This is a genomic window from Novosphingobium sp. BL-S-33, assembly GCF_056857025.1.
Genome location: NZ_CM166474.1, coordinates 499,637 through 519,366 on the forward strand (window position 1 = coordinate 499,637; position 19,730 = coordinate 519,366).

General features: G+C 65.2%; 18 protein-coding genes and 2 tRNA genes. 12 read left to right on the plus strand and 8 right to left on the minus strand.

Annotated features, from left to right (window positions below; genetic code table 11):
- The gene (locus AC1VVM_RS02290; RefSeq protein ID WP_482905074.1) at positions 1-459 is read right to left on the minus strand and encodes a hypothetical protein; all 459 of its coding nucleotides are present in this window, start codon (positions 457-459) and stop codon (positions 1-3) included.
- A 288-nt stretch (positions 460-747) separates the two neighbouring features.
- On the opposite strand from AC1VVM_RS02290, the gene lptB reads away from it, so the two are divergent.
- The 5 genes from lptB (at position 748) to AC1VVM_RS02315 (ending at position 6,769) form a co-directional block, all read left to right on the plus strand.
- Positions 748-1,530, plus strand: a complete 783-nt coding sequence (lptB, locus tag AC1VVM_RS02295) for an LPS export ABC transporter ATP-binding protein (RefSeq protein ID WP_132390032.1) — start codon at positions 748-750, stop codon at positions 1,528-1,530.
- A gap of 62 nt (positions 1,531-1,592) precedes the next feature.
- Positions 1,593-3,152, plus strand: a complete 1,560-nt coding sequence (gene rpoN, locus AC1VVM_RS02300; protein ID WP_482905075.1) for an RNA polymerase factor sigma-54 — start codon at positions 1,593-1,595, stop codon at positions 3,150-3,152.
- Between the two features lie 158 nt (positions 3,153-3,310).
- Positions 3,311-3,991, plus strand: a complete 681-nt coding sequence (locus tag AC1VVM_RS02305; RefSeq protein ID WP_482955744.1) for an energy transducer TonB — start codon at positions 3,311-3,313, stop codon at positions 3,989-3,991.
- A gap of 283 nt (positions 3,992-4,274) precedes the next feature.
- Positions 4,275-5,585, plus strand: coding sequence for a glycosyltransferase (locus tag AC1VVM_RS02310; RefSeq protein ID WP_482955745.1), 1,311 nt, complete (start codon positions 4,275-4,277; stop codon positions 5,583-5,585).
- 467 nt (positions 5,586-6,052) lie between these two features.
- Entirely contained in the window at positions 6,053-6,769 is a 717-nt protein-coding gene (locus AC1VVM_RS02315; protein WP_482955746.1) for a 2'-5' RNA ligase family protein, read from the plus strand.
- A gap of 323 nt (positions 6,770-7,092) precedes the next feature.
- Here AC1VVM_RS02315 and AC1VVM_RS02320 read toward each other — a convergent pair whose 3' ends face one another.
- Positions 7,093-7,431, minus strand: coding sequence for a hypothetical protein (locus AC1VVM_RS02320; protein ID WP_482955747.1), 339 nt, complete (start codon positions 7,429-7,431; stop codon positions 7,093-7,095).
- A 150-nt stretch (positions 7,432-7,581) separates the two neighbouring features.
- Positions 7,582-9,819, minus strand: coding sequence for an O-linked N-acetylglucosamine transferase, SPINDLY family protein (locus tag AC1VVM_RS02325; RefSeq protein ID WP_482955748.1), 2,238 nt, complete (start codon positions 9,817-9,819; stop codon positions 7,582-7,584).
- Between the two features lie 185 nt (positions 9,820-10,004).
- Here AC1VVM_RS02325 and AC1VVM_RS02330 point away from each other — a divergent pair, with 185 nt between their 5' ends.
- The 5 genes from AC1VVM_RS02330 to AC1VVM_RS02350 all read left to right on the plus strand — a co-directional run bounded on the left by AC1VVM_RS02330 (position 10,005) and on the right by AC1VVM_RS02350 (position 14,271).
- Positions 10,005-11,057 carry a glycosyltransferase family 2 protein gene (locus AC1VVM_RS02330; RefSeq protein ID WP_482955749.1) on the plus strand — a complete coding sequence of 351 codons (1,053 nt, stop codon included), beginning with the start codon at positions 10,005-10,007 and terminating at the stop codon, positions 11,055-11,057.
- Positions 11,058-11,062: 5 nt separating this feature from the next.
- Positions 11,063-11,449, plus strand: coding sequence for a GtrA family protein (locus tag AC1VVM_RS02335; RefSeq protein WP_482955750.1), 387 nt, complete (start codon positions 11,063-11,065; stop codon positions 11,447-11,449).
- Positions 11,446-13,011 (plus strand): hypothetical protein, encoded by a 1,566-nt coding sequence (locus AC1VVM_RS02340; RefSeq protein ID WP_482955751.1) that lies wholly within the window; start codon positions 11,446-11,448, stop codon positions 13,009-13,011. The genes AC1VVM_RS02335 and AC1VVM_RS02340 overlap by 4 nt, the downstream gene beginning before the upstream one ends.
- Positions 13,012-13,078: 67 nt before the next feature.
- Positions 13,079-13,618, plus strand: coding sequence for a sigma-70 family RNA polymerase sigma factor (locus AC1VVM_RS02345; RefSeq protein ID WP_482955752.1), 540 nt, complete (start codon positions 13,079-13,081; stop codon positions 13,616-13,618).
- Positions 13,615-14,271 carry a DUF1109 domain-containing protein gene (locus AC1VVM_RS02350; protein ID WP_482955753.1) on the plus strand — a complete coding sequence of 219 codons (657 nt, stop codon included), beginning with the start codon at positions 13,615-13,617 and terminating at the stop codon, positions 14,269-14,271. Before AC1VVM_RS02345 ends, AC1VVM_RS02350 begins: the two co-directional genes overlap by 4 nt.
- Positions 14,272-14,438: 167 nt before the next feature.
- On the opposite strand, the gene AC1VVM_RS02355 is transcribed toward AC1VVM_RS02350, so the two are convergent.
- Together AC1VVM_RS02355 and AC1VVM_RS02360 are read right to left on the minus strand one after the other, a co-directional pair.
- Positions 14,439-14,513: transfer RNA gene (locus tag AC1VVM_RS02355), tRNA-Gly, on the minus strand.
- A gap of 48 nt (positions 14,514-14,561) precedes the next feature.
- Positions 14,562-14,636, minus strand: a tRNA-Gly gene (locus AC1VVM_RS02360).
- Positions 14,637-14,850: 214 nt separating this feature from the next.
- Here AC1VVM_RS02360 and AC1VVM_RS02365 point away from each other — a divergent pair.
- Complete coding sequence (locus AC1VVM_RS02365) at positions 14,851-15,753, plus strand: tetratricopeptide repeat protein (RefSeq protein WP_482956321.1); 903 nt, start codon at positions 14,851-14,853, stop codon at positions 15,751-15,753.
- A complete protein-coding gene (locus AC1VVM_RS02370; RefSeq protein ID WP_482956322.1) occupies positions 15,753-16,379 on the plus strand; it encodes an LON peptidase substrate-binding domain-containing protein in 627 nt (208 codons plus the stop codon). The genes AC1VVM_RS02365 and AC1VVM_RS02370 overlap by 1 nt, the downstream gene beginning before the upstream one ends.
- A 188-nt stretch (positions 16,380-16,567) precedes the next feature.
- On the opposite strand, the gene AC1VVM_RS02375 is transcribed toward AC1VVM_RS02370, so the two are convergent.
- The 3 genes from AC1VVM_RS02375 to AC1VVM_RS02385 all read right to left on the minus strand — a co-directional run bounded on the left by AC1VVM_RS02375 (position 16,568) and on the right by AC1VVM_RS02385 (position 19,700).
- The gene (locus AC1VVM_RS02375; RefSeq protein WP_482955754.1) at positions 16,568-17,947 is read right to left on the minus strand and encodes an L-serine ammonia-lyase; all 1,380 of its coding nucleotides are present in this window, start codon (positions 17,945-17,947) and stop codon (positions 16,568-16,570) included.
- A gap of 110 nt (positions 17,948-18,057) precedes the next feature.
- Complete coding sequence (locus AC1VVM_RS02380; protein WP_482956323.1) at positions 18,058-18,813, minus strand: molybdopterin-dependent oxidoreductase; 756 nt, start codon at positions 18,811-18,813, stop codon at positions 18,058-18,060.
- Between the two features lie 5 nt (positions 18,814-18,818).
- Positions 18,819-19,700, minus strand: a complete 882-nt coding sequence (locus AC1VVM_RS02385; RefSeq protein WP_482955755.1) for a cytochrome b/b6 domain-containing protein — start codon at positions 19,698-19,700, stop codon at positions 18,819-18,821.
- Between the last annotated feature and the right edge of the window lie 30 nt (positions 19,701-19,730).

Below are 19,730 nucleotides of genomic sequence, written 5' to 3' on the forward strand. Positions count from 1 at the left end.
TCAGCGCGCCAGAACCAGCGCCAGTCCCTTGAACACCGCGGTCAGCGCGAAAGGCAGGCCGATTGCCAGCGCCCAGAGCCGGATGAGATCGCGCCGATACCACGGCTGAAGCCCCGGATCGCGGGCCTGTTCGTCGGTCAACCGGTTCCAGCGGGCCTCGAAACGGCGGCAAGCGGGAATGATCGCGATGACAAGGATGACCAGCGCCAGATAGGGCAGCAGCGATTCGCCGCCCGCTTTCAGCGCGCCGATGGTCACGAAAATCTGGAGCGCGGTATAGACCAGCAGGGCATAGGCGATGTGATCGCTCATCTTGCGCCGCCAATCGAGCTGCTTTTTCAAGCTCGCATGGCTGATGTCAGGCCGGATATCGGGCGGCGTGAGGTGGACGTCCGGCTTTCCGAGTTCGGCATCGCGGCCGAATCTGTCGGATATGTCCTGTCTGCCGGTCTTGGCCATCAAAGCCCAACCTTTCTGTTTCGAGTGCGACCTTTATATGTCTCTCCCACGATCACTAGATCACGCCGGGACCGGATTGGCAAGCGCATGCCCCCGAAGGCGAAATATTCTTTCCCAGCGTTAAGGAGGGCCGAATGCACCAATCGTTCGACGACCCGCGTTGGCGGTGTCCTGAGGGTTAATAGGTAGCCTTCGTCCCAACCTTCGCCCGCCCCGGCATGCGAAGATCCCCCCGGCGAGAAATGGCCGCTTGCGGTGCGCGGATGGGCTGCGTAAACGGCGGTGAAGATGACCGAAACGAGCGAACGCATGCAGGAAACCTCGGCCCCCGCGGTAAGCGTGGCGCAGAATGGTGGGCTCGAGGTCATCTCGATCGCCAAGAGCTATGACAAGCGCGCGGTTCTGAGCGATATCTCGCTTTCCGTCGCCAAGGGCGAAGTGCTCGGCCTGCTGGGCCCCAACGGCGCCGGCAAGACCACCTGCTTCTATTCGATCATGGGCCTGGTGCGCCCCGACTCGGGCCGTATCCTGATGGACGGCGTCGATGTCACGCGCCTGCCGATGTATCGCCGCGCGATCCTCGGCCTCGGCTACCTGCCGCAGGAAACTTCGATCTTCCGCGGCATGACGGTGGAGCAGAACATCAGCGCGGTGCTCGAACTCAACGAGCCCGACCGCGATGTGCGCGCGTCCGAGCTGGAGCGCCTGCTGGACGAATTCGGCCTCGCCCGCCTGCGGTCTAGCGCGGCCATGGCGCTTTCGGGCGGCGAACGCCGCCGCTGCGAGATTGCCCGCGCGCTGGCGGCCAAGCCCTCTATCATGCTGCTGGACGAACCGTTCGCCGGTATCGACCCGCTGTCCATCGCCGACATCCGCGAACTCGTGCGCGATCTCAAGAATCGCGGCATCGGCGTGCTGATTACCGACCACAACGTGCGCGAGACGCTCGACATCGTTGACCGCGCCTGCATCATCTACGGCGGCCAGGTGCTGTTCGCGGGCAGTCCCGAGGCGCTTGTCGCCGACGAGAACGTGCGCCGCCTCTACCTGGGTGAAGGCTTCACGCTGTGAGGGGGGCTCACGGCGTGAAGGGGGTGGCAGGAATGAGGCAGCCCCCCTCGGGAGCCTGAGCCATGGCGCTGGGGCCGAGGCTGGATCTTCGGCAAAGCCAGTCGCTGGTCATGACGCCGCAGCTCCAGCAGGCGATCAAGCTGCTGGCCCTGTCCAATCTCGAAATCGAAAGCTTCATCGGCGATGCGCTGGAAGCCAATCCGCTGCTCGACATCGGCAGCACCGGCGAAAGCGACGCGCCGTGGGGCGAGCAGCATGATCCCTCGGCCGACACGCGCCGGACCACGCTGGAAGATTCCCCGGTAGACCGGCTGATCGGCGAAGGCCGCGCGCAGGACGACCGCCCGCTCGACATCGACATCCCGGCCGGGGAGCGTGAGCGCGACACCGGGGACGGCAGCGAGCGCGGCGCCGGCGAAAGCGCCCCGCGTGAACGCGGCGACAGCGACTGGAGCAGCGAACAGCGCCTCGGCGGCGGCGAAGACGGCCCCGGGATCGACGACCACGGCAACGGCGCGGCCTCGCTTGTCGAGCACCTGAGCGCGCAGCTCGGCCCCGCCTCCGCCGACCCGGTGCTGACCGCCGTGGCGCGCTACCTGATCGGCCTGCTGGACGAGGCGGGCTACCTGCCGGTGCCGCTCTCCGAAGTCGCGCAGGACCTTGGCATCGACATCGCGGCGGCAGAGGCTGCGCTGGCCCTGCTCCAGTCGCTCGACCCCACCGGCGTCGGGGCGCGCACGCTGGCCGAATGCATCGCGCTGCAGGCGAAGGAAGCGGACCGCTACGACCCCTGCATGGCGAAGCTGATCGACAATCTGGACCTTGTCGCGCGCGGGGACCTGCCGCGCCTCAAGCGGATCTGCGCCGCCGACGACGAGGACATGGCCGATATGCTGGGCGAACTGCGCGGCTATGACCCCAAGCCGGGCCTGCGCTTCGGCGGCGAACCCGGCGCTGCGGTGGTGCCCGATATCCTCGTGACCCCGGCCAAGCCGGTCAAGAACGAGCAGCCGGGCTGGGACATCGCGCTGAACGAGGCGACGCTGCCGCGCCTGATCGTCAATCGCGGCTATTTCGTGGAGCTGCGGCGCGGCTGCACCGACAAGGCCTCGCGCAACTGGCTGTCGGAGAAGCTCACCGATGCCAACTGGCTGATCAAGGCGCTGGACCAGCGGCAGAAGACCATCCTCAAGGTCGCCGCCGAACTGGTGCGCCAGCAGGACGGCTTCTTCCGCCACGGCGTCTCGCACCTCAAGCCGCTGACGCTGCGCACGGTGGCAGAGGCCATCGGCATGCACGAATCGACCGTCAGCCGCGTCACCTCCAACAAGTACGTCAATTGCCCGCGCGGGACGTTCGAGCTGAAGTATTTCTTCACCTCGGGCGTGGCGGCGACGGGCGGCGAAGGCGGCGCTTCGGCAGAGGCGGTGAAAGCCGCGATCCGCCAGCTCATCGATGCCGAGGATGCCAAGGCGATCCTGTCCGACGACACGCTGGTAGACCTGCTGAAAGACAAGGGCTTCGAACTCGCGCGGCGCACCGTAGCCAAGTATCGCGAAGCCATCGGCCTGGGCAGTTCAGTACAGCGGCGCCGTCAAAAGGCGATTGCTGCGGCGCGGTAAGTGATAAGCAGGCAGATAGTCAGCAAGTACAGTTAAATGCTTGTTTTGCTTAGTATTATTTTATTTGAATAGATAGGATTCGTGGTAGCTTCCAGCCATGAAGTGCACCGGGCTTGCGGCGGGCTGCAAGAATACGGGCACGCATGGAGAGAATGCCGATGTCCTATGCCGACCGGAATTCCAATCCCAACCAGAAGATCCTGACCGGCGGGATCGTCGCACTGATCCAGGGCGGCGTTGCGCTGGCCCTGATCAACGGCTTTGCCGTCACCATATTCAGAACCGACCCGCCGCCGCATCTCCAGGGCCGGCAGATCCAGCTCGAACCGCTGCCGAAGCCCACCGAGACGCCCAGCCCCAAGCACGATACGCCCCGGCTCTCCGATCCGGTCATTACCGCCCCGATCCCGCAAGTGGCGATCCCGACGGCAAAGGATTTCCCGGTCCCCACCCAGACCGAAACGCTGCCGATCTCCACCGGCACGCCCGACGGCATCCGCATCGACCCGGCGCCCACGGCCACGCCCTCCCCGCGTTTCCAGCCGCGCGGCGCGCTGCCCCGCAACGACACCTCGGGCTGGGTCACCACGCTGGACTACCCCACTGCCGACTTGCGCGCCGAGCATCAGGGCACGGTGCGCTTCCAGCTCGACGTCGATGCCCGCGGGCGCGTCAGCCAGTGCAGCATCGTGAGTTCCAGCGGCTATTCCGGCCTTGACGAGGCCACCTGCAAGTTCGTGAGCCGGCGCGCCCGTTTCGAGGCCGCCAGCAATGCCGACGGCGAGGCGGTCGCCGGTACGTACATGGGGACGATCCGCTGGATCATCCCGCGGGACTGACCCGCATACCCCTTGGGCCAGCCCGCCCGGAGCGGCACGTATCCGCACTACGTGTGCCGCTCCGGCACGTTTTGGGTCCTGTCCCCTAGGGCCGGGCGCTTCCCCGTACCCGGCCCGTGGTTCCGCCCTCGCGGTGTTTTACCCCTCACCGCGGGGGCGGGCCTCCCGACCCGATGGCCCCCGATCTTTTGGTGCACGCATAGTCCCGGATACTCCCGTTCGGCCTTTGCCAACCCTGCCGCCCTAGGTCTCGCATAAGCACAAGCGGCGGGGCGGACCGGCGATGATTCCCAGAACATTCCACTTCATCTGGGTCGGCGACGAAAGCCGCCGGCCCGACAACTGCATAGAGACCTGGCGCGCCGCCCATCCGGACTGGACCTTCCGCCTCTGGGGCAATGCCGAACTGGACGGGCACGACTGGATCAATGCCCGCCACATCGCCGAGATGCGGCAGCAGGAATGGAACGGCGTGGCCGACATGATGCGCTGGGAAATCCTGCTCGCGCACGGCGGCATCGTCTTCGACGCCGATTCCGTCTGCACCCGCCCGCTCGACCCCGCGCTGCTCGACTGCGAGGCCTTTGCCTGCTGGGAAAACGAGATCGTCCGCCCCGGCCTGATCGCGGCGGGCTATTTCGGCTGCGAGGCGGGAAATCCGTTCGTGAGGCAGATCGTCGAGGACATCGCCGCCTCTCCCTCGGTGGTGGGCGAAATGGCGTGGAAGACGGTGGGCCCCCAGCGCCTGACCGAGTGCTACCGCAAGTTCGCCTATACCCCCTTGCGTATCTACCCCAGCCACTACTTCATCCCGCGCCACTTCACCGGGGTAACGTACGAGGGCAGCGACCCGGTCTACGCCCACCAGCTCTGGGGCTCGACCAGCCAGTCCTACGACCGGATCCACAAGGTCGATGTCGGGGCAATGACGGCGCCGGTTGTGCCGCCAGCCGAGCCCGAGCCCGCCGACACCTCCCCGCTGGAAAAGATCCACGCGCCCTATTTCCTCCAGCGCGTGCCGGTCAGTTCCGAACTCGCCGCGCTCGGCCGGATGGAGGTCTTCGCCAGCCTGCTGGCGGGGCAGCGCGTGCTCCACGTCGGCTGCGCGGACTGGCCGATCACCGACCCGCGCACCTCGCTCCACGTCCGGCTGGAGGCACACTGCGCCCACCTCGACGGCGTCGATCCGCATGGCGAGGCGCTCGAACAACTGCGCCCTTACGTGACCGGCGATCTGTTCACCGATCTGGCCCAGGCGACCGGCCGCTACGACGTGGTTCTGGTGCCCGAAGTGATGGAGCACGTGCCCGATGTCGCCGGTTTCCTCGCGCAGATCGAGGCAGTGGATGCCGCGCTGTTCCTCATCACCGTGCCCGACGCCTTCCAGTGCCGCGCCCGCCACTTCGACTATCAGGCCGAGACCGGGACCTTCCTCGAAGGCGTCCACCCGGACCACAACGTCTGGTACACGCCCTACACGTTCGCCAACACGCTGCGGAAATACAGCGGGCTGGAACTGCAACGGATGTGGTTCTTCAACGGCATCTCGCTGCTGGCGCTGCTGAGCAAGCCGGCCATGGCGCAGGCGGCATAGAGAGATTCGCGCAGAGACGCAGAGATATCGCGCCGCGCCGCATCCTCGCCTGTTCATTCAGCGATGCGGCCATCGCAGCCTTGGAGCGGAACGGCCCAACCGGGAGAGCAGCTAACCGCCTTCCCGCCCCCTCCCGAACACACCGCTCATCCTGAGCCGGTCGAAGGATGCGACCAACAGCGCCCCGCCCGCCCGGGGCTTCGACAAGCTCAGCCTGAGCGGGATTGAAACGACGGTAGAAACGAGTGGAGAGCGCCGGTCAGCATTCAGGTTCGCAGGCTCGGCTTGCAGGCAAAGCGGCCTGACAGGCCGGATGCCGTCATACGCAATGCCTCTCATGATAGAATGCCCGGAATCTGAGGGTATTTTCCGATTCAATGATGCTGGCAAAGCCTGAATGCTCCTCTCGTGTCGCGGAGTGCAGCATGCTTGTAACGGCTCAGAATTTTCGTCGCATGGAAGGAAGTATGCGCTTCGCAACGGCCTTCAAATTGACGTTGTTCGCGATTTTGATCGTCGCATTCGGCGGGCCCGAAAGGGCAAAGGCGGAGGAAGCTGTGATTGCCATCGATGTCCTGCTTCAGCCCGATGAAATCATGCTGGACCACGCTTCCGAATGGAATCGGCGTATGCGCGAGCAAAGCCCGGACGGCTTCGAACTCGATGCGGAACATGCGCCGCACGTGACCGTAATCCAGCGCTACATCGCGGCAAAGGATCTCGATGCGGTGCTGGCGGCCGTTGCGCACATCAGAAAGAAATTCGATGTCAGCAAGCTACGCTTGAACGCGAGCGGTCTCTATCACATCCCATCCGGGCAGATCGGATTGGCAGGCATTGTCATTACGCCATCGGACCAGTTGATGGCGTTGCAAAAGGCGCTGATCGATGCCTTGGCCCCCTTTGCCCGCACCGGAGGCGGCCAGTCAGCTTTTGTGCCCGATGCCAGCGGCGCACCTTTCCAGACGCTTCTCCTCAAGTACGTCGATACCTTCGTTCCGGCTCAGAGCGGAAAAAACTATAACCCGCACGTAACGGTCGGGATCGCGCCATTGCCTTGGCTCAATACCATCGAAAAGCAGCCGTTTGAATCGTTCACCTTCGGTGTGCGTGGACTTGCCGTCTACCAGCTGGGGAATTTCGGGACCGCCGCCAAACGGCTCGACACCGACGAAAAGCACTGAAGGTTTCGCGCAGCGTTAAGGACGGGCCGGTTTCGAGAGCCGGGATTGCAGGATAGCTGCCCCACTTCCGCCCACACCGCTCATCCTGAGCCTGTCGAAGGATGCGACCAACAGCGCCACGCCCGCCGGGGCTTCGACAAGCTCAGCCTGAGCGGGATCGAAAACACGTTTGAAATGTGTGAAGGGCGCCGGTCAGCTTAGTCCACACGCAGATCGGGCCTTACGAGTGTGGACAGCTCTATCGAATGGCTGATCGGGCTAATATGGTTATTTTCTGAACATTGGCTCTTGGTCGATCATCATAGAGTCAACGGCGGACATAGCTATTGGACGCAAATGGATCGAAGGTAGCGGATCACGTAAGAGTCGATGTCCGTCACTCTTCTTTCAAGACCATCCACTTCGGCACATCGCAAGTCGTACGCAGCGAACTGCGCGATCTGTTTGACGCGTTTGTCGGTGGCATGCTCATTCAGCATGATCCATGAACGTCGTGGCTGTTGTTTGCCGGAAACTGGCCCGCCAATGAGTGCGCCTCGCCCATGCACTGCTAAGACCTCGAAGCCATCGGGCAGCCGTTGCACGGCCGTTCCATTTGACGAGCTCGATCGATCGCTGAACTCAACCTTTTGTAAGTCGGCCCAAGCAGGCTTGTCGGCCAATTCTCCACCACAACCGGTGCATGCAACCAAGCATATTAAGGCGAATCGAGCTTTCATCTGCATTTAGCGGCATTACGCGGCGCTACCGAACGACCGCAATGGCGGCGCTTCCAGAACGGCTGCTTGCAGCCGGCACCCAAAACCCGCCAGCTAATCCACGTCGAAATGCTCCGGATTCAGCCCGGCCTGCCTGCGCCGGTGCATCTCCACGAAAGCGCTTTCCAGGCGCCGGGTGTAGTCCGCCGTGCGGAAAAGCGGCGCCGTCAGGCGGTTCTTCGCAAGCCTTGTCCGCAGCGCCGCCAGCCGCCCGGGATCGCGCGCCAGCGCCAGCGCGGTCGCCTCATATGTCTCGACATCCGCCACTGCCATTTCAGGCAGGCCCACGGCATGCACGAGACTCGTCGCCACGCGCGCGGCGAATTGCTTTCCGGTCAGCGTCAGCACCGGCAGGCCCGCCCACAGCGCATCGGACGCCGTGGTGTGCGCATTGACGTTGAAAGTATCGAGGAACAGGTCGGCATGCGCGAGGCGGCGGAGATGTTCGCCATGCGGGACGCCCTTGCTGAACACCAGCCGCGCCGGGTCGATCCCGCGCGCGGCGGCCTCTCGGCGCAAGTTGGCCTCCGCCCACGGGTTGGAGCGGAGCAGCCAGAGCACGCTGCCCTCCACCGCCTCCAGCAGCCGCATCCAGACCGCGAATGCGTCGGGGCCGATCTTGTAGGTGTGGTTGAAGCAGCAGAACACGAAGCCCTGCTCCGGCAGCCCCCAATCGGCCCGGCTGCGGGTGTCGGGAATGATCGCGCGGCGATCGTCGTTGGCCTGATAGCAACCGGCCAGGCGGACGATCTTTTCGGTGAACCAGCGCTCGTCACCGGGCTGCAGCGCCACGGCGTCGGCGATGAAGTAATCCATCGCCGGATGGCCCAGCGTGCCCGGATAACCCATGTAACTCACTTGCACGGGTGCAAGCCGCAGCCCGAACATGGCGCTGCGCGTGCCGCGCGTATAGCCCTTGAGATCGATGGCAAGATCGAGCCCGTCCGCGCGGGCGCGGTGCGCGGCCTGTGCGTCGGTCAGGTGTCCGATCTCGGTAAAGCCATCGACGTGGCGGCGCAGTTCAACGCGCGAGGCATCGCCTTCGCAAGGCGGGCCATAGCTGTAGAGGCGCACATCGAAGCGGGTGCGGTCATGCGCGCGGAACAGGCCGCTCATCAGGTACATCGTGGCATGGTCGTGGAAGTCGGCCGAGAAATAGCCGATGCGGATGCGGTCGTCGCCAGGGAGCCGGGAAGCGGGATCAGGGTCGGGCAGTCTGGCCGGGGCAAGGCCGAACTTCACCGCCGCGCAGGCGAGTGAGCGGCGGTACTGGTGCTCGGGATCGTCAACGAACGGCAGCGTCGCGAATGGCTGGACGGCGGCAGCCGAAGGGCCCTCGGTCAGCGCATATTCGGCGCGGTGGCTCCAGTCGCAGATGTGCGCTTCCTCGAACAGCGCCTGAAGCAGGGCCGAGCGGTCGGCGGGGTCGATCTCGAAAGCCTTGCGGAAGGCGGCAATCGCCTCGGGCAGCGCCCCTTTCAGCACCAGCGCCTTGCCGCGGTTGACGATGGCCTGGGTATTGCCGGGATCGGCCTCCAGCGCGCGGGCATAGGCCTCCAGCGCCTCGTCGATCCGGTCGAGCAGCAGGAGTTCGCCGCCCATGTTGTTGTGCGCATTGCTATGCCCGGGCTTGAGCGCCACGGCCTTGCGATAGCACGCCACCGCCGCCGCGCGGGCGCCGCGCTTGGCACGCAAGTTGCCGAGGTTGTAATGCGCCTCGACATAAGCGGGATCGATTTCGATGGTCGCCGCGAACTCGGCCTCGGCCTCCTCGGCCCGGCCTGCGTGGTCTAGCAGGTTGCCAAGGTTGTAGCGCGCATCGGCATAGCGCGGGTGGCGCGCGATCACCTCGCGGTAGACCGCTTCGGCTTCCCATGTGCGGTTCTGTCGCCGCAAGGTAATGGCCAGGTTGTTGTAACAGGCGGCGGCGTCGGGATCGGCGGCAATGGCGCGGCGGAAGGCCACTTCGGCGGCGGGCAGCACTCCCAGCGCCAGTAATGCGGCGCCTTGCAGGTTGTGAACGGCGAAACTCTGCGGAAAATCCTCTGCCAGAGTCGCGCCTTGCCGCACGGCCTCGTCCATTGCGCCGGAGCGGTAGGCGGCGATCATCGATTCGAGCCGGTCGGGCGGCGGATCGGCATTGGCGGCCTCCAGCGCAGCCAGCGCCGCCCGGGCACGCGGATTGCGCGGGAATCGGTCCAGAACCTGCCGATAAAGCGCCCGCGCGGCCTCGGTCTCACCCCGCCGGACGGCGCCGTTGGCCTTGATCATCAGCCCTTCCAGTCCGCCCACCGCCGCCTCCCGTCCGCACAAATGCTCGGCTTTTGCGATAGGCGAACAGGGTTCACGGGCGATGAGCCCCGCTCTCCGTGAACTCCCGCAGAAATCGGGCCGCTCCGGCGTTTTACGCAGGGTTAACCATTCCTGCCGGATAGAGCGAAAGACGCCACAAGGCAGCGCGGGGGAATTGCAAGATCATGAAGATGGAGCCGATCGCTTCGCAACTTGCGACCGCCCCGCCACGGCTCTCCGTCGTAGTGCCCTGCTATAACGAGGAGGCCGTGCTCGACATGCTCGAAGCGCGCCTCTCCGCCGCCTGCGCGGCGCAAATGGGCGACGATTTCGAGATCGTACTGGTCAACGACGGCTCGAAGGACGCCACCTGGGCGAAAATCTCCGCACTCGCCGCCCGCAATCCCCACGTGCTCGGCGTCGACCTCTCGCGCAACCATGGCCACCAGCTTGCGGTTACCGCCGGTCTTCAGGTCTGTCGCGGCGATCTGGTGATGATCATCGATGCCGATCTTCAGGATCCGCCCGAACTGCTGGGCGACATGCTTGCGAAGATCGATGAGGGCTACGACGTGGTCTACGGCAAGCGCCGCGAGCGCCTTGGCGAAAGCCGCTTCAAGCGCGCCACCGCGGCGATGTTCTACAAGCTGCTCAACCGCATGGCCGATCACGAAATCCCGCTCGATACCGGCGATTTCCGCCTGATGACGCGCCGCGTAGTGGACCAGCTCAATGCCATGCCCGAACGCTTCCGCTTCATTCGCGGCATGGTGAGCTGGATCGGTTTCGAGCAGGTTCCCGTTGAATACGACCGCGATCCGCGCGCGGCGGGGGAGAGCCACTATCCGCTCCACAAGATGATCCGCCTGGCGCTCGATGCGATCACCAGCTTTTCCACGCTGCCGCTGCGGATCGCCTCGCATCTGGGGGTGATGATGGGCCTGATCGGCTTCCTCATGCTGGGCTGGGCGCTGGTGCGCTGGATGGCGGACGGCACCATCATCGGCTGGACCAGCCTGATCGCCGTGGTGCTGATCATGGGCAGCGTGCAACTGCTGATCCTCGGCGTTTTCGGCGATTATCTCGGCCGCCTCTACCTTGAAAACAAGCGCCGCCCGCTGTTCATCGTGCGCGAAATCCGCTCGCAGCGCCCGCCGGCCGCACGCGCCGTCGCGCCGGAGCCGTTCGCGGCCCTGACGACTGCGCCGACCTGGACCGTCGCGGCGCACCGCGATTGAACGCCATGCTGCGCTCCTGCATTCGTTTCGGTCTTGTCGGCGTGGTCAACACGCTGGTCGGCTTTGCCGTGATTGCCGTGCTGCTGCGACTGGGTGCCGGTGACTGGATCGCCAATGCGGTCAGCTACGGTATCGGCCTCTGGGTTTCCTTCACGCTCAACCGGCGCTGGACGTTCGGCATGCGCGGCACCGTGGCGCCCCAGGAAATCGGGCGTTTTCTTGCCGTGTTCGCAGTGTCCTACTCGGCCAATCTCGCCGTTCTGGCGACGATGCGCAATCTCGGCTTTGCGGAAAACCTGATCGGCCAAGGTGCGGCGATGATCGCCTATTCCATCATGTTCTTCCTGCTGTCCCGCCACTTTGTCTTTACCCCGAAAGCCTCTGCCGGATGAGAAACCCGACGCCGAACGAATACGCGGCGACCACCCCGGTCGACTGGCGCCGGGGCATTGTGCCGGGCGCTTGGGCGGTAGCTCTCGTGCTGCTCGCCTGCGTGCCGCTGATCGCGCCGCAAGTTCCGCCGCTGACCGATCTTCCCGCGCACATGTCCCGCTTCATGATCCAGCAGGACGCTGGGCGGTCCGCCGATATCGCGCGCTGGTTCCACTTCGAGTGGAACCTTATCCCGAATCTCGGCACCGACCTTGTGGCCTTCGCGCTGGAACCCTTGATCGGCCTGACCCTGACGATGAAGGCAATCGCCATGCTGATCGTCGCGCTGCAGACGGCAGGCTATCTGCTGCTTTCGCGCACCGCGCATGGGCGGATCATGGTCAGCGCGCTGTTTGCGCTGCCGCTGGCCTACGGCAACCCATTCCAATACGGCTTCATCAACTTCACACTGGCGACGGCGCTCTCCACCCTTTCGCTGGCGCTCTGGCTAAGCCCTTGGATGATCGCCCGGCCGAAGCTGCGCTGGCTGCTGTTCTGCCCGATCGCCTGCGTCGTGTGGATCAGCCATCTCGCCGCCTGGGCCGTTCTGTGCATCATCGTGGGCTGCTGCGAACTGGCCGCTCGCTTCGAAGACGGAAGAGGTTTCTGGCGCGCGGCCTGCACCGGCTTCATCGCCAGCAGTTGCCTTCTGGTTCCGCAAGTCCTGAGCCTGTTCTGGCCGCATACGCCGGAACACCTTCCGACCGAAGGCTGGTTCATGCTGCCGGAGAAGCTCTATTTCATCGCCAATGTCCTGGCCGATCGCTGGAGCCTGTTCGACACACTGTCCGCCCTTGCGCTGGTTGTCCTGATCGCGCTCGCATGGCGATCTTCCTCTTTCGCCCTGCACAAGGGGCTGGCGCTGGCCGCGCTTGTGCTGTTCGCCCTGTTCTGGTTCATGCCGGGCTGGGTCTATGGCTCGTTCTATGCCGACATGCGCATGCTGCCGACGATCTTCGCGCTGGCCCTCATCGCGTTGCGCCCCGTATCGACAACCCGGAATATCGGCTGGCTGGTGCTGCTGGGGCTGGCTTTCTTCGGATTGCGGCTGGCGGGAAACACGGCAAGCATGGCCCTGTGGGATCGCCAGATACGCGAGGAAGCCGCCGTACTCGACCATGTTCCGCGCGGATCGCAGCTGGTCACGTTCAATGCGATGCCCTGCCGTGGCTACGTGCTGCAAGGGCGCCTTCGCAACATGCACATCGCCAGTTACGCGCTGCTGCGCCGCCATGCTTTCGCCAACGACCAGTTTGCAATGTCGGGCGGACAATTGCTGACGATCGACAATCCCGCCGCCGTTCCTTTCGATCGCGACCCTTCGGCCATCGAGATCGGTGAGCCCTGCCAAGGGCAGAGGCAGGCCCCCGTGCTGACCAGCGCAGAGAAAATTCCTTCGGCAATCCCGCTCATGTGGATCGTCTGGCAAAGCACGCGGCCCTTGCCCGTGCTCGGCTGGGTGCCGGTTGCGCGCTCGGGCGAGCATGGTCACTCGATCCTCTATCGGCGCGCTGCCGAATAATCCTCGCGCATCGGCACGGGCGGTGTAACGTCACGGGGCATTCCCGCGAACTTCTCTGGATATGCTGATGCGCACCGGCGAGTCCGAACTCAGGGACTGGATGATCCTCGCCCTGAATGGCGATGCGAAGGCCTATGCCCGGTTGCTGGAGGCGCTCGTGCCGCGCCTGCGCGCGTTTTTCCGCCGCCGCATGTCCGGGCAGGACGACGATATCGAGGATCTCTTGCAGGAAACGCTGATCGCCTTGCACACCCGCCGGATGACCTATGATCCGACGCGCAGCTTCACCGGCTGGCTCTACGCGATCGCCCGCTACAAGATGATCGACCACTTTCGCCGTCGGGGCCGCACCGTGCCGATCGAGGGCCTGGAAGACAGCTTTTCCATCGACAGTTTCGAGGACGAAGTCGGCGCCGGGCTCGACACCGACGCCTTGCTGGCGACGATCCCCGACAAGCAGGCCCGCGCCATCCGCGCCACCCGGATAGACGGGCTCTCCACTGCCGAGGCCGCCCGGCGCGAGGGCATGGGCGAATCGGACGTGAAGGTTTCCACCCATCGGGGCCTCAAGGCGCTGGCCGCGCGCGTGCGGGAGGCGATGAAGTGAGCCGCGACAAGGTTTCCTGCGATCACCTCGTCGCCGCGCTCAGCGCCGATCTCTGCGCAGTGCCGCGCCACGGTCCGGCACGGCGGCTGGTGATCGGGCTGGTGATCGGCGGGGCGGTGACGCTGGCCGCGCTGGCGCTGGGGCTCGGCATCCGCCGGGATCTGGCCGATGCGATGCAGAGCAGCGGTTTCTGGATGAAGGCGCTTTTTGCCGCCACGCTCGCCATGTTCGCCTGTGCGGCAACGCTGCGGCTGGCGCGGCCCGACTGCGGGCGGATGCGCGGCCTTTGGGCGATGGCCGTGCCGATTGCCCTGCTCGCGCTGGCCGCGCTGCTGGAACTGGCGCGGACGCCGGGTTCGCAGTGGCTCGCTATGTGGCTGGGCCATAGCTGGAAGGTCTGCGCGGCCAATGTCTTCCTGCTTGCCCTGCCGATTCTTGCCGGGCTGCTCTGGGCGCTGCGCCGCCTCGCCCCGACGCGCCTGCGTCTTGCGGGAGCGACCGCCGGACTTGCCGCCGGTGCCTGGGCAGCCTGCCTCTACTGCCTGCACTGCTCCGAGACTTCGGCGCTTTTCGTGCTGACATGGTATTCGCTGGGAATCGTGCTGGTCGCCGGTCTGGGCGCGCTGCTGGGCCCGCGGATGCTGCGCTGGTAGCGCCCCGAGAAAGGCAGACGACATCAAGGCGCAATCGCTTGCGCCGCCGTTTTTTCATCGATGTTGGATTGGAATGTCGGAGCGGGCGAAGGGATTCGAACCACAAGCGAAGCGGCTTGCCGCGTAGCGCTCGAAAAGAGAGGGTTCGTTTTCGCTGATAGTCGAACTGGAGCGGGCGAAGGGATTCGAACCCTCGACCCCAACCTTGGCAAGGTTGTGCTCTACCCCTGAGCTACGCCCGCTCTGGCGTTCGAGATATTCCGGCGGAACCGGAATTCCCGTATATGAACTGGAGCGGGCGAAGGGATTCGAACCCTCGACCCCAACCTTGGCAAGGTTGTGCTCTACCCCTGAGCTACGCCCGCTCTGACGTTCAAGACCTGCTGGATTAACCGGCAGGTCCGGGGTGGAGGCGGCCCACTAGCAGTGCTTTTTGGGGTCGGCAAGAGCTAAATTGAAAGAATCGTACGAAGCCCTGCAACAAGCCCATAAACCCTTCACAAATCGGTCGCGAAGGCCGATCTAGGGCCTTCAAGCGCATTCGCGCACGCATTCACGGGAGCAAGAATCTTGGCCAGCATGGGTCTCAACCTCGACGAACAGAAGGCGGTCGACCGCTTCCGCCAGACGGTTGCCGAACCGTCCATGACGCAGTTGGTGATCCTCGATTTCTGGGCGGAATGGTGCGGTCCCTGCAAGGCGCTGACGCCGGTTCTGGAGAAAGTCGCCGCCGAATATGCCGACAAGGGCGTGGTGCTCGCCAAGCTCAACGTCGATGAGGAACAGTTCATCGCCGGACAGTTCCAGGTCCGCTCGATCCCCACGGTCTATGCGATCTTCCAGGGCCAGCCTGTCGCCGATCTGACCAGCGCGCGCACCGAATCGCAGCTGAAGCAGATGCTGGACCAGCTGCTCGAAAAGCTGCCGATCCAGCCCGGCGGCGCTGCGCCGCAGCAGGATGTCGCCCCGCTGATCGCGATGGGCGAGGAAGCGCTGGCCGAAGGCGACGGCGAACGCGCCGCATCGATCTTCATGCAGATCCTCGATATCGCGCCGGACAATGCCGAAGTGATCGCGGGCCTCGTGCGCGGGCTGGTTGTGGCCGGACGAATCGAGGAAGCCGAGCAAGTGCTGTCCAGCCTTGAGCCGGAGCTGGCCGCCGACCCGCATCTCGAACGCGCGCGCGCCGCGCTCACGCTTGCCAAGGACAAGCCCGACGACAGCGAACTCGCCGCCCTGCGCGCCGCCGCTGCCGAACGTCCGGCCGACATGGACGCCCAGCTCGCCTTCGCCAATGCCGCCTTCGCGGCGGGTGAGCGCGACGAGGCCGCCGCGACGCTGCTGCGCATGGTCGCTGCCGACCGCGAGTGGAACGAAGGCGCCGCACGCGCCAAGCTGCTCCAGATCTTCGAGGCCGTCGGACTGGAAGATCCGTGGGTCTCGGCCACGCGCCGCAAGCTCTCCACCGTTCTGTTCGGTTGATGGGGCTCGGCGCCGTGCGGATCACCATCTTCCCCCTGCCCGGCGCCGTCCTCTATCCGGGGCTGCAATTGCCGCTCCACATCTTCGAGCCGCGTTACCGCGCGATGGTGAGCGACGCCCTCGCGCGTGACCGGCGAATCGGCATGATCCAGCCGCAGCGCCCGGTGGAAGGCGCGCCGCTCTTCGCGGTGGGCTGCCTTGGCCGCATCGGCGATGTCGAGGCGCTGGAGGACGGGCGGTTCAACATCCTGCTCGAAGGCGAAGCGCGCTTCCGCACCTTGCGCGAACTCAATGTCTCCACGCCGTTCCGCCAGATCGAGGCGGAATTGCTGGTCGATAGCGACCACGAGACACTGGCCGCAGTGGAACGCGCGAGTTTCGAGCGCGAGGCGCGGCGTTTCGCCGATGCGCAGGGCTATGCGGTGGACTGGGATCAGGTGGCACGGCTGGATGACCGTTCGCTGATCAATGGCGTCTCGCAGATCGCGCCGTTCGATGCGGCGGCCAAGCAGGCATTGCTGGAAGCGTCGAGCCTGCCGGAGCGGTGCGAATTGCTGGTGCAGCTCATGCAGTTCTTCGGCCGCCGTGCGGATGATGACGACGACGGTGCAGCGACGTTGCAGTAGAAGCGCGTGTCGGCAGTCGGATCTTCAATCCGTTGCCAAATGAACCGCCAACCAAACCATACCTCGTCGCCCCCGCGAAGGCGGGGGCCCCGCTTCCTTCGCACCACGGCTCAAGAACAAGCGGGATCCCCGCCTGCGCGGGGATGACGGCGAGTTTTTGCGGAGGGTGAGCGCTTATTCGAAAGCGCTCAGCAGGCCACGACGTTGATCGCCAGCCCGCCCTGACTCGTTTCCTTGTACTTGCTCGACATATCGAGCCCGGTCTGGCGCATCGTCTCGATCACCTGATCGAGCGAGACGCGCGGCGTCTCCCCGGCATGCAAGGCCAGCTTCGCCGCGTTCACCGCCTTCACCGCGGCGATGGCGTTGCGTTCGATGCAGGGGATCTGCACCAGCCCGCCCACCGGATCGCACGTAAGGCCAAGGTTGTGCTCCATGCCGATCTCGGCCGCCGCGCAGACCTGGACCGGGGTGCCGCCCCAGACCGCCGCAAGCCCTGCCGCCGCCATCGAGCAGGCCACGCCCACTTCGCCCTGACAGCCCATCTCCGCGCCCGAGATCGAGGCACGCTGCTTGTAGAGCAGGCCGATCCCGGCCGCGGTGAGCAGATAGCGGCGCGCCTTCACGGGAATCGCGACATTCCCGTCGCTGCAATACTGGCGCAGCAGCGAGGGGACGATGCCCGCCGCGCCATTGGTCGGCGCAGTGACGACGCGGCCCCCGCTGGCATTTTCCTCGTTCACCGCCATGGCATAGAGGTTGAGCCAGTCCATCAGTGTTTCAGCCTGATTGTCCTGCGGGCGGGCGATCAGCTTCTGGTGAATGGCACGGGCGCGACGGCGGACCTTGAGCGGACCGGGCAAGTGCCCTTCCTTGGTCAGCCCCTGATCGATGCACAAGTTCATGGCATCGGCGATCACGTCGAGCCCAGCGAACGTCTCCTCCTGAGGGCGACGCGCAGCCTCGTTGGCCAGCATGACTTCGGCGATGTCGAGACCGCTCTCGGCGCAGATGGCCAGCAATTCGGCGCCGGACGTGAAGGGGTGGGCCACCGGGGGGCCATTGACCACCTGATCGTCGGGCGCGGGCTGTTCGAGTTGATGGCGGCTGGAATAGAAGCCGCCGCCGGTCGAGAAATACTCGCCGCGCGCTAGTTCCTCGCCCGCAGCGTCCCATGCCGTCAGCACCATGCCGTTGGGGTGGAGGTCGGGGATATGGTCGAAATCGAGGATCAGGTCGCCCGCGCAATCGAAGGCGATCTCGTGACGGCCCAGCAGCAGGATCCGGCCGCTGGCGCGCACGGCGGCGGCGGCGGCATGGGCTTCGGCGGGCTCGGCGGTTTCGGGTTCGAAGCCGATCAGGCCCATCAGGCAGGCATCGGGGGTGCCGTGGCCTTCGCCGGTCAGCGCCAGCGAGCCTTGGAGGTCCACGCGCACGCGGCCGATTGCTTCAAGCTGCCCGGCGGCTTCGATGCCCTGAAGGAAGCGCATGGCGATGCGCATCGGGCCAACGGTGTGCGAACTGGAAGGGCCAAGGCCGATACGGAACAAGTCGAGCGCGGAAATCACGGCTGAAACTCGCGGAAATCATGGAAAGTCACGGGGGGGCACGCTCTCACGATATTTTTTCGAAACCGCGTGGATAGGCCAGATGCGGCGGGAAGCAATGGGCCAGTCGACTAAATCCCGGCATACCACGCGTAGCGGCCGTTATCCTCCCAATACCCCCCCTTGCCGCCATAGATTCCGTCCAGCGCGGCCACCGCCTCGATCCGGGTGACGAACTTGGCGTGCTTGTAGCCAAGCTGCCGCTCCACCCGCAGGCGCAGCGGCGCGCCGTGCTCCTCTTCTAGCGGACGCCCGTTCATGGCCCAGGCGAGAATCGTCTGCGGGTGGAAGGCGTCCACAAGGTCGATCGATTCGTAATAGGGCCGCCCGCCGTAGAGATCGGCGCAGTGGAACACGAGATAGCGCGCCTCCGGCCGGAGCCGCGCGAGATCGAGCAGGGTGGCGACGCGCGGGCCGGTCCACTTTCCGATCGCGCTCCAGCCCTCGACGCAATCGTGGCGGGTGATCTGGGTGCGCTGGGGGAACTGCTTGAGCGCGGTAAGCGGCAGCATGAGCGGCCGCTCCACCATACCGTCCAGCCGCAGCGCCCATTGCGAAAAGCCCTGCGCGAAGTGGGCGCGATAGACCGGATCGGCCACGGCAAGGCTGCCGTTGGCGCGGAAAGTGGGAGACATCTGCGATTCGGCAAACTCGCGCGCCAAGGAATCGCCCGCCAGTCCGCGCTGGGTCACGCGGTGGAGATTTTCCGCCTCCCCCAGAAAATCGAGCACTTTGGGATCGCGCGTCAGCCGGTCGCAGCCGGAGAGCAGCAGCCCGCCGGCGCCCACTGCTCCGGCCTGAATCAGCCGCCGGCGCGAGAGGATCAGCTTGCTCAACGGTCGCGCTCCTTCGCCCGCTCTTTCGGAAGCCGATACCAGCCCGTCACCATCGAGCGCAGTCCGTTGAACGGCCCCGCCAGCACGACCATGGCGATATGAACGACAAAGAAGCCCACCAGCGCAAAGGCGCAGAGGAAGTGGATCGAGCGCGCGGTCTGCCGCCCGCCGAAGATCTCCGTCACCGGCAGCCAGGCATCGGTGCCGGGCGAGAGGGCAAGGCCGGTCAGGATCACCAGCGGCAGCAGGCCGAACAGCACCATGGCATAGGCGATCTTCTGAAGCGTATTGTAACGCAGCGCCGCCGCGCCGGTGGGCAGACGCAGCCGGGCATGGTCCTTCACTTCCTGCCACACATGCCGCAGCCGCCATTCGCGCCGCGTTATGTGGATGTCACGCTGGATATGCCGGTTGATGAGCGACCAGATCAGATAAGTCGCCAGTCCGAGCGAGAGCACCCAGGCGAAAGCCAGATGCCATGTCCGTGCATCGGCCAGACTGTAGGCCGAGGGAATCGTCGCCCAATAAGGAAAGGCGCGGCGATGCGGGGTCCCGTCGGGGTCTTTCCAGTAACCGAGCAGCCCGGTCGTCTCGACCCGGTGGCCGGCCACTTGCAGATAGCCATATTCATGCGTGCCGATCCGGGCGGACCCGATCTTCAGCCACGGCGTATCGAAGTTCGCACCATATTCGCCCCAGTAGAGGCGGGCATGGGCGTTGAAGATCATCAGCCCGCTCATCAGCATGACAAGCAGCGTGACGGCATTCGTCCAGTGCCAGAGTCGCGTCGAGAGTCGGTGGCGCTTCACCAGATCGCCGCCGTGCGGAGGAGCCTCCGGGACGGGAGGCGATTCGGCAGGCGGGGCGATGTCGCTCATGAACCCAGTTCGTCTCGCACTTGTCGCCGG

Coding starts and splice junctions, on each gene's coding strand:
- AC1VVM_RS02315 (WP_482955746.1), top strand. CDS start 6,053: ATGCGCTTCGCAACGGCCTTCAAATTGACGTTGTTCGCGATTTTGATC.
- AC1VVM_RS02330 (WP_482955749.1), top strand. CDS start 10,005: ATGAAGATGGAGCCGATCGCTTCGCAACTTGCGACCGCCCCGCCACGG.
- AC1VVM_RS02365 (WP_482956321.1), top strand. CDS start 14,851: ATGGGTCTCAACCTCGACGAACAGAAGGCGGTCGACCGCTTCCGCCAG.
- rpoN (WP_482905075.1), top strand. CDS start 1,593: ATGGCGCTGGGGCCGAGGCTGGATCTTCGGCAAAGCCAGTCGCTGGTC.
- AC1VVM_RS02305 (WP_482955744.1), top strand. CDS start 3,311: ATGTCCTATGCCGACCGGAATTCCAATCCCAACCAGAAGATCCTGACC.
- AC1VVM_RS02310 (WP_482955745.1), top strand. CDS start 4,275: ATGATTCCCAGAACATTCCACTTCATCTGGGTCGGCGACGAAAGCCGC.
- AC1VVM_RS02345 (WP_482955752.1), top strand. CDS start 13,079: ATGCGCACCGGCGAGTCCGAACTCAGGGACTGGATGATCCTCGCCCTG.
- AC1VVM_RS02385 (WP_482955755.1), bottom strand. CDS start 19,700: ATGAGCGACATCGCCCCGCCTGCCGAATCGCCTCCCGTCCCGGAGGCT.
- lptB (WP_132390032.1), top strand. CDS start 748: ATGACCGAAACGAGCGAACGCATGCAGGAAACCTCGGCCCCCGCGGTA.
- AC1VVM_RS02290 (WP_482905074.1), bottom strand. CDS start 459: ATGGCCAAGACCGGCAGACAGGACATATCCGACAGATTCGGCCGCGAT.
- AC1VVM_RS02370 (WP_482956322.1), top strand. CDS start 15,753: ATGGGGCTCGGCGCCGTGCGGATCACCATCTTCCCCCTGCCCGGCGCC.
- AC1VVM_RS02340 (WP_482955751.1), top strand. CDS start 11,446: ATGAGAAACCCGACGCCGAACGAATACGCGGCGACCACCCCGGTCGAC.
- AC1VVM_RS02335 (WP_482955750.1), top strand. CDS start 11,063: ATGCTGCGCTCCTGCATTCGTTTCGGTCTTGTCGGCGTGGTCAACACG.